6 protein-coding genes and 1 pseudogene are annotated in these 9,298 nt (G+C 40.6%); all 7 read left to right on the top strand.

Annotated features, from left to right (window positions below; translation table 11 throughout):
* Positions 1-757: 757 nt before the first annotated feature.
* The 7 genes and pseudogenes from PCY14_RS09205 to PCY14_RS09235 all read left to right on the top strand — a co-directional run bounded on the left by PCY14_RS09205 (position 758) and on the right by PCY14_RS09235 (position 9,088).
* Positions 758-5,497 (top strand): glycoside hydrolase family 70 protein, encoded by a 4,740-nt coding sequence (locus tag PCY14_RS09205; protein ID WP_301363458.1) that lies wholly within the window; start codon positions 758-760, stop codon positions 5,495-5,497.
* Between the two features lie 272 nt (positions 5,498-5,769).
* A complete protein-coding gene (locus tag PCY14_RS09210) occupies positions 5,770-6,096 on the top strand; it encodes a bacteriocin immunity protein (RefSeq protein WP_021143892.1) in 327 nt (108 codons plus the stop codon).
* A gap of 218 nt (positions 6,097-6,314) precedes the next feature.
* A complete protein-coding gene (locus PCY14_RS09215) occupies positions 6,315-7,043 on the top strand; it encodes a YhfC family glutamic-type intramembrane protease (RefSeq protein ID WP_225791582.1) in 729 nt (242 codons plus the stop codon).
* Entirely contained in the window at positions 7,021-7,296 is a 276-nt protein-coding gene (locus PCY14_RS09220; RefSeq protein ID WP_002891308.1) for an autorepressor SdpR family transcription factor, read from the top strand. Before PCY14_RS09215 ends, PCY14_RS09220 begins: the two co-directional genes overlap by 23 nt.
* Positions 7,286-7,891: a DUF1648 domain-containing protein gene (locus PCY14_RS09225; RefSeq protein WP_201709606.1), complete on the top strand. Its 606-nt coding sequence runs from the start codon at positions 7,286-7,288 to the stop codon at positions 7,889-7,891. The genes PCY14_RS09220 and PCY14_RS09225 overlap by 11 nt, the downstream gene beginning before the upstream one ends.
* Positions 7,881-8,204, top strand: a complete 324-nt coding sequence (locus PCY14_RS09230) for a hypothetical protein (RefSeq protein WP_037620239.1) — start codon at positions 7,881-7,883, stop codon at positions 8,202-8,204. Before PCY14_RS09225 ends, PCY14_RS09230 begins: the two co-directional genes overlap by 11 nt.
* A gap of 50 nt (positions 8,205-8,254) precedes the next feature.
* Positions 8,255-9,088 (top strand): annotated as a pseudogene (locus PCY14_RS09235) (metallophosphoesterase).
* The last annotated feature ends 210 nt before the right edge of the window (positions 9,089-9,298 follow it).

A 9,298-nucleotide genomic window follows, 5' to 3' on the forward strand; every position in this document is an offset into this window, starting at 1 on the left:
GTAAGATGAGGTGTGTAATCGTTATCATGGTTAGATTAGAGCAAAGAATTTCACGAAAAGAAAACTTTCTTATTTTTTGATAAAAGACCTTTTATATTTCACACAATATAAAATATAAAGTGTTCAAAAATAAAAATTTCTTCGAAAAAGATAATAAGTTGAGATGTGCTACCCTTGTCTCTAATTAAAAGGAAAATTTAAAATTACTCGTTAAAATAAGATGACTTTGGCTTACGTTGAAAGTTCTGAAACCGACCAAGGAATACTGAACTATCCTATTATAACCGGCTGAAAACGGGCTATAATTCTCAGAAAGACTCAGCTATTTTTGATTAAAGAGTAAGGGTGTTATGGAACTTAATGTCACAGATAAAACAACTTGTGTAAAAATACCAGCCAAGAGTTTTGCGGGCTACCAAACATGGAAAGCGCCATGACCTTCGAATGAGTTGATCCACGCAGGTTTTCACAGTTATATGTCAGTATCTCTAGCCAAATCCTTTATTTCATCTTAGAAATGAAGGTTTTTTTATTTAAATTTACATTAATTTTGTAGGCTTGGGAGGAGTTGTTAAAAAGTCCCTAGCCTAATGATTATCGTTAGTTATGTCATCTCTAGTTTAGGAGTTACCTCATTTAGACCACCTTTCTGAGAAAAGAAAGGTGCCTACATTAAGCTGACATTATAGTTGTGTAATTGTATTCCCTTGTCAAATAGCTTATGATAGAAATATTATAAGGAAAAAGGTTATATATTATGGAACAAGAAGTACGCTTTAAACTGCATAAAGTGAAGAAGAATTGGGTAACGATTGGGGTAACAGCACTCTCAATGGTTACCGTTGCTGGTGGCACTTTGTTGGAAGACCAACAGGTTCAGGCCGATGAGCAAAATGCTGCGAATCAGTCGGGTGATAGCAGTCAGGATTTGCTTCGAGAAGCGTCTGCCACAACGAATGATACAGCAACTACAGTAGCACCAACTATCTCAGCAGATGCCAATACTGCTAGCGTCAACATTCCTGTCGCAGATGCCACTAACACGACAACAGCTGCCACAGATAGAGCAGCGGCACCTACTACAACTGCAGCGACAGTTGATACTAACTCAGGTCAAGCAGCACCAAGTACAAATGTGCAAGCAACTGCGGCTGATACGAGTGCTACACCTACAGATACAAATAATGCGACTGCAACAGCTACGACAGACCGTGCAGCAACAACTGATACGGCAAATACAGAAGCTCGTACACGTAGTCGCCGTGACTTGGCAGAAACTCGAGAAGCCAACACCAACACATCGACTGGTATTCAATGGATCAACGGCAAACAATACTATGTCAATAGTGACGGTAGTGTGCGTAAGAACTTCGTCTTTGAGCAAGATGGGAAGTCATATTACTTTGATGCTGAAACAGGGGCTCTTGCGACCAAGTCACAGGATGAATTTTCAACAGAACCTATCAAGGCAACTGTGGATTTTCCATCTGGAAATCAGCTCTACAAAAACGATAACAAATCTTTGGACCAACTCGACACCTTCATCACTGCGGATACTTGGTACCGTCCAAAGAGTATTCTCAAGGATGGTAAGACTTGGACAGCTTCAACTGAAGCGGACAAACGTCCACTCTTGATGGTTTGGTGGCCTGACAAATCAACTCAGGTTAACTACCTAAACTACATGCAAAATCAAGGTCTTGGTGCGGGATCATTTTCAACCAACTCTAGCCAGGAAAGTCTAAATCTAGCTGCTAAAGCTGTTCAGACTAAGATTGAAGAACGTATTGCGCGTGAAGGCAATACCAACTGGTTGCGTACAAGTATCGACCAGTTCATCAAGACTCAGCCAGGTTGGAATAGTAGCACTGAAAATAGTTCCTACGACCACTTGCAAGGTGGACAGTTGCTCTTTAACAACAGTAAGGGTGATACTGGTAACCGTACTAGCTACGCCAACTCTGACTATCGTTTGCTTAACCGCACACCGACTAATCAGACGGGTACACGTAAGTACTTCAAGGACAATTCTATCGGTGGTCTTGAGTTCTTGCTTGCCAACGATATTGATAACTCAAACCCAGCTGTTCAGGCGGAACAACTTAACTGGCTCCACTTTATGATGAATATCGGAAGTATCATGGCCAACGATCCAACAGCCAACTTTGACGGTTTGCGTGTCGATGCCTTGGACAATGTGGATGCCGACCTTCTCCAAATCGCTTCAGATTACTTCAAAGCAGCCTATGGTGTTGACAAGTCTGAAGCCAATGCGATCAAACACTTGTCATACTTGGAAGCGTGGTCTGCCAACGACCCATATTACAACAAGGACACTAAGGGGGCACAACTGCCGATTGATAATGCCCTTCGTAATGCTCTTACCAACCTTTTGATGCGTGATAAAAATACACGTATGCAGCTTGGGGACATGACTGCTTTTATGAATAGTAGTTTGAATCCACGAGGTGCTAACGATAAGAACGGTGAACGTATGGCCAACTATATTTTCACCCGTGCCCACGATACTGAAGCGCAAACCATTATCCAACGTATCATCCGTGATCGTATCAACCCAAGTCTGTTTGGTTACAATTTCACCCGTGATGAAATCAAGAAGGCCTTCGAGATTTACAATGCGGATATCAATACAGCTCACAAGACTTATGCGTCTTACAACTTGCCATCTGTCTATGCCCTCATGTTGACCAATAAGGACTCTGTAACACGTGTTTATTATGGAGACCTCTACCGTGAGGATGGTCACTACATGGCGAAAAAGACGCCTTACTTTGATGCCATCGATACCCTTTTGCGTGCCCGTATCAAGTATGTAGCTGGTGGTCAAGACATGGAAGTGAAGAAAGTCGGAAATGACGGCCTCTTGACATCAGTTCGTTATGGTAAAGGTGCCAATAACAGAACTGATTGGGGAACTGCTGAAACCCGTACGCAAGGGATGGGTGTCATCATGACCAACAACTATGATTTCCGATTGGGTAGCAATGAAACTGTAACGATGAATATGGGTAGAGCCCACCGTAATCAGCTTTATCGCCCATTACTTTTGACAACAAAAGATGGTATAGCAACCTACCTCAACGATTCTGATGTGCCTAAAAACCTTCTTAAACGTACCGACTGGAATGGGAACTTGACCTTCAACGCCAACGATGTTTTTGGTGTTGAAAATGTCCAAGTCTCAGGTTATCTCGGTGTCTGGGTACCAGTCGGGGCTAAGGCTAACCAAGACGCACGTACACAGCCAAGTAACCGTGCCAATAGCGATGGTCAAGTTTACAAGTCTTCAGCAGCCCTTGATTCGCAAGTTATGTATGAAGCCTTCTCAAACTTCCAAGCTTTTGCGGACAATCAGCCAGAACTCTACATGAACCGTGTCTTGGCTAAGAACACTAATTTGCTCAAAGCTTGGGGTGTTACGTCTGTTGGACTTCCACCACAGTACGTTTCAAGTAAGGATGGTACCTTCCTTGATTCAACAATTGACAATGGTTATGCCTTTGATGACCGTTACGATATGGCCTTGAGTCAAAATAATAAATACGGCTCACTTGAGGACCTCCTTAACGTTCTTCGTGCCCTCCATAAAGACGGTATTCAAGCCATTGCTGATTGGGTGCCAGACCAAATCTATAACCTTCCAGGAAAAGAAGTGGTAAATGCGACACGTGTTAACGGCTACGGAAACCATCAAGGAGGCTACCAAATTATTGACCAAGCCTATGTGGCAAATACCCGTACAGATGGTACAGACTATCAAGGTAAATACGGTGGTGCCTTCCTTGATGAGCTTAAAGCTAAGTACCCATCTATTTTCAACCGTGTACAAATCTCAAATGGTAAGCAGTTGCCAACGAATGAAAAGATTACCAAATGGTCTGCTAAGTACTTCAACGGAACTAACATCCTTGGACGAGGCATCAACTATGTCCTTCGTGATGACAAGACCAACCAGTACTTCAATACTTCAGCCAACGGCCAACTCTTGCCAACACCACTTCGTGACACAGGTGCCATCACAAGCACTCAAGTCTTCCAACGTCGTGGACAAGACGTTTACTTCCTTCGTGATAACCAAACCGTTAAGAATGAATTTGTTCAAGATGGTAGTGGTAACTGGTATTACTTCGGTGGTGACGGTAAGATGACCAAGGGTGCTCGAAACATCAATAACAAGGATTACTATTTCTTTGACAATGGTATCCAATTGCGTAACGCCCTTCGTCGTGCTAGCAACGGCTATACCTACTATTACGGTCTAGACGGTGCCATGGTTAAGAATGCCTTCGTTGATTTTGATGACAAGCATAAGCAGGTCCGTGCCTTTACGACTCAAGGAACAATGGTAGTGGGTAACCTTCATTGGAGTAGCCACCATTTCTACTTTGACCGTGAAACGGGTATCCAGGCTAAGGATCGCGTTGTTCGTACAGATGATGGCAAATTGCATTACTATGTTGCTGAAACTGGTGACATGGGACGTAACGTCTTTGCGACAGACAGCAGCACAGGTAAACGTTATTACTTTGACGCTGATGGTAACACTGTGACTGGCTCACGTGTCATTGACGGTAAGACTTATTACTTTAACCAAGATGGTAGTGTCGGTACGGCCTACAGCAATCGTGCAGATTCTATTATCTTTGAAAATGGTAAGGCTCGCTACATCACACCAGCAGGCGAAATCGGACGTAGCATCTTTGTCTACAACCCAGCAACTAAGGCATGGAACTACTTTGATAAAGAAGGTAACCGTGTCACAGGACGCCAATACATTGATGGTCACCTCTATTACTTCAAGGAAGATGGTAGCCAAGCTAAGGGTGAAATTATCGAGGAAAACGGCATTAAGTATTACTATGAGCCAGAATCAGGTATTCTTGCTAGCGGACGCTACCTCCAAGTTGGTGATGACCAGTGGATGTACTTCAAACAAGACGGTTCACTGGCTATCGGCCAAGTTCGTGCTGATCATGGATACCTTAAGTACTTTGATAAAAATGGTATCCAAGTCAAGGGTAAAACCATTGTTGAAGATGGTAAGACTTATTACTATGATGCCCACAGTGGAGCTCTTGTCACAAGCAGCTTTGCTGAGATTGCACCAAACCAATGGTCTTACTTCAATACTGATGGCCAAGCCCTTAAAGGCAAGTGGACTATCAATGGCAAGGAATACTACTTTGACCAAAATGGTATCCAATACAAGGGCAAAGCCGTTAAGGTCGGTAGTCGTTACAAGTACTATGACGAAAACGATGGTCAACCTGTAACCAACCGCTTTGCTCAAATCGAGCCAAACGTTTGGGCTTATTTCGGAGCTGATGGCTATGCCGTAACAGGCGAACAAGTCATCAATGGCCAACACCTTTACTTTGACCAATCAGGTCGCCAAGTTAAAGGAGCCTACGTCACAGTCAATGGCCAACGCCGTTATTACGATGCCAACACTGGCGAATATGTCCCAGGAAGATAAGCAGTAGTAGGCCCAGTGACTGTCCAGAGAACACAGAGACGAGAATGAGGGAAAATTCTCAAGAAAAAAGATCGTGAAAACGGTCTTTTTTTGTATCTCTATTTCGATTTTTTCGAAATAGTCTTGACAGTAGTCTATGAAAAGCGTAGAATATTTTTCAAAAAAAGAAAATAGGTGTGCTCACCAAGATAGCATTTCTTTCCGAATTCGATGATAGTATAAATCAAATGTTTACCTTGAGAAAAGCAGGATCTATTTAGGGAGTGTTCTAGTTGACAAAAAGTAATAATATCCAAATTGAAGATATCTTAAACAATATCTATAATCTGATTCTAAATCCAGAAACAACTGAAGAAGAGAGAAACTTGCTCGTAACGTTTAAAAACGAAATAGAAGTTGGAAAGAAGGATAATGGTGAACTTCTTGCAGAGTTACGCAGAGCTATTCAAGTTCTAGCTGTCGACAATCTTTCTAAAGGGATTTCACTGAGTTCAGGATTGAGTGAATTGAGTAAGACACTCACAGAATTCCAAAATGAATCAGAACGTAACGCTAATCTAGCAATAGGATTGTCATCAATCGCCATGTTTTTGAGATGATTTATCTGTTTGTGATGCTTAATAATTAAAATGACAAAAAAGATCGTGAAAACGGTCTTTTTTGTGCTCCTATTTAGATTATTTTCGAAATAGTCTTGACAGTGCTTTCAGAAAAGCGTAGAATCTATTTCGAAAAGTATGGAAATAGGTATTCTGACTCAAGTCGTATTGATGCTCCGTTTCAATGAAAGGATAAATCAATGGAAACATTCCTTTTTATGACAATTCTTACCATGTTAGTTATCGCCGTAATTGGTTTTATCATTCTGAAGAAAAGATGGCAATTTTCAATCAAGCTCTTCTTAGTAGGTCTGATTGGTTTTGCCTTACCTGTCATGATGATTGAAGGACCTATCAATGCTGTGGCTCTTTCTGGTCTTGCTCACTCTTCTAAATGGTTGCCCATTCTTTATGGAGGATTTATGGCTGGCCTTGTTGAAGAAACAACACGCTATTTGGTTTTTAAGATTCTCGAAAAGAAAAGAAGTTTGATGACGTCTGATATTGTAGCCTACGGTTTTGGACATGGTCTTAGTGAATTTATCTTGATTGGAGTGATGGGCTTACTCACTAACATAATTGTTTTACAGGCCATCCATTCAGGTCAGGCCAGTCAGTTACCTTCACTTCTAGTAGGTCAGGTCAAACAATTAACAGGCTTTGCTGTTGTTATGTCTCTCTTTGAAAGACTAGTTGCCTTACTACTACAAGTCTTGCTTACAGCTTGGGATTTTCTAGCAGTCACTAAGCATAAGCTCTCATTCTATTTTGTGGCGATATTACTTCATGCTACCATCGATTTTTTGGCAGGTGCTTATCAACAAGGAATAGTTAGCAATCTCTTACTAATCGAAGCCATTTTAGCTATTTATGTTCTAGGTGTAGGACTCCTGACAAGCAAAATTTGGAAGAAGGAGGGAAGTCATGGGATTATCAGAAACACTTAAAGCTATCTCTGCCCCTGTGAGGAGAGAAATTTTAGACTATCTAAAGTCTGGGCCCAAGTCTGCAGGTGAAATCAGCCAGCAGTTTGACTTGGCTCCCGCAACAGTTTCTCATCATTTGTCTACCTTGAGAAAAGCAGGACTTATTGAAGAAGAAAAGCAGAAGAATTTTATTTACTATAGTTTGAACTTGACTGTTTTTGAAGAAATTCTAACCTGGATTCAGTCACTTGGAGGAAAAGAAGATGAAAAATAATATGCAAAGAGTCATTGGCAATCTAGTAATACTCACACCGGTTATTGTCGGACTAGTCTTTTACAATCAACTCCCAAACCGGGTGGCTATCCATTTTAATGTGGAAGAACAAGCCAATGGTTTTATGGATCGTAATCTAGCAATAGTTTTCCTTCCCTTTATTGCTCTTGTCATTTATAATCTCTTATTTTCATCTTTTAAACAAATAACCATTTCATTCTTAAAAGAGTTTATGTTATGGCTTATTCCGTTTTCTGCAGTCATCATTCAAGGTCTCATATTGACTTTTGCCTTAGGAGGCCAAATTCAAGTTCGATTGACTGTCATTTGGTTAGTGGCACTCATTTTTTTAGTAATCGGGAATTATCTTCCTAAAAGTATTGGCCTAGCAACTAAAAATCACAATGAGGTCAGTAAGTCAGTAGCGAGAAAGCTAGGCTACCTAATGGTTACAATGAGTCTTGCCTTGTTAATCAGCCTATGCTTTAACCCCTATACTACAATTATTATGTTAGGTGTTTTTGTAGTTCTAATCTTGAGTATCTTGTTACCCAATTTTCGCTATTTAAGTAAAGGATGTAAGAATGACGTATAAAAGCGATCTGATAGAAGATAACAAAAGGGCCGAGAATCAGAGCTTTCTCTACTTCCTACACGAGGAGAAAAAATTTGACGTAAAAGCACTTGATGATTTGTGTCACTACATCATAGAACTGGATACAATCAGCCTAGAGCAGTTGAGAGATATTCATTATATTGAAAATCAAATACTACGCCATCTCGTGTATCATTTTGATGATAATGATCTAAGTAAGATTTCAAATCTCCCTTTTGAGTATTGGGAGTATATAGAGCCCTTTGAACGCTTGGTAGCAAGTTTGTATGAGGGTGAAGTCAAGGAAGAATAGTTGATGTTGTAATGGTTTCAACCTAGTAGACCATCAGTAAAGGAGTATAGATGAAACATCGTATTGCAATTTTGTCAGATATTCATGGAAATACAACAGCTCTTGAAGCAGTTATAAAGGATGCACAAGAGTTGGGTGCGACAGAATATTGGTTAATGGGGGATATTTTGTTACCTGGACCAGGTAGAAATGAACTATTTGAGCTCTTGTCTTCTATTCCTATAACAGCCACAGTTCGAGGAAATTGGGATGATTGCGTTTTGGAGGCTTTGGATGGGGAGTATGGTCTGGAGAATCCTCAAGAAGTTCAGCTCTTGCGACTTACCCAGTACTTGATGGAAGAGATGGATCCTAAATATGTTGATTGGATACGTTCTCTGCCTCTGGTTGTGAAAAAGGAAGTCAATGGGATTCGTTTTTCTCTGACGCATCATTTACCGGATAAAAACTACGGAGGTGAGTTACGTCCAGCTAATGATACCAGTCATTTTGATCAGTTGTTAGATGATCAAACAGATATGGCAATTTACGGTCATGTGCATAAGCAATTGCTTCGCTATGGTAGTAAGGGGCAACAGATTCTTAATCCTGGTACGATTGGGATGCCCTATTTTGATTGGTCACCTCTGCAAAATCATAGGGCTCAGTATGCCATAGTCGATGTCGAAGAAGATGGTCTTACTAATCTCCAATTTCGGAAGATTGCCTATAATTATGAGGCAGAGTTGCAGTTAGCCAAAGACAAATAGTTGCCTTATATCGAGCTTTATCAAGAATTACGAAGAATTGACAATTATCCAGGCCATAACAAAAACTTGCTCGAGCGTTTAAACCAACAGTATGGTTATGCTAGAGATGTTAAGGAATATTTTGATTTGAAGTAGATTTTACTAGGTAGCTTTTTAGGGCTACCTTTTTTGCTGTCAATTACTTAATAGAAATATCAAAAAAGCCACTGGTATACAAAATGATATAGTCCTACTTAAGTAGACAGTAAAAATACATAAAGTACTGTTTACGAAAGTAGGATTTTTATTATGTCTAGAAAAAGTAAGGTTTCTTTTGAAGGCAAGCTGAGGGCTGTTACCTGGTAT

Origin of the sequence: Streptococcus sp. SV2 (assembly GCF_030440175.1) — a bacterium.
Lineage (GTDB): Bacteria > Bacillota > Bacilli > Lactobacillales > Streptococcaceae > Streptococcus > Streptococcus raffinosi.

Coding starts and splice junctions, on each gene's coding strand:
- PCY14_RS09230 (WP_037620239.1), top strand. CDS start 7,881: ATGACGTATAAAAGCGATCTGATAGAAGATAACAAAAGGGCCGAGAAT.
- PCY14_RS09205 (WP_301363458.1), top strand. CDS start 758: ATGGAACAAGAAGTACGCTTTAAACTGCATAAAGTGAAGAAGAATTGG.
- PCY14_RS09225 (WP_201709606.1), top strand. CDS start 7,286: ATGAAAAATAATATGCAAAGAGTCATTGGCAATCTAGTAATACTCACA.
- PCY14_RS09220 (WP_002891308.1), top strand. CDS start 7,021: ATGGGATTATCAGAAACACTTAAAGCTATCTCTGCCCCTGTGAGGAGA.
- PCY14_RS09215 (WP_225791582.1), top strand. CDS start 6,315: ATGACAATTCTTACCATGTTAGTTATCGCCGTAATTGGTTTTATCATT.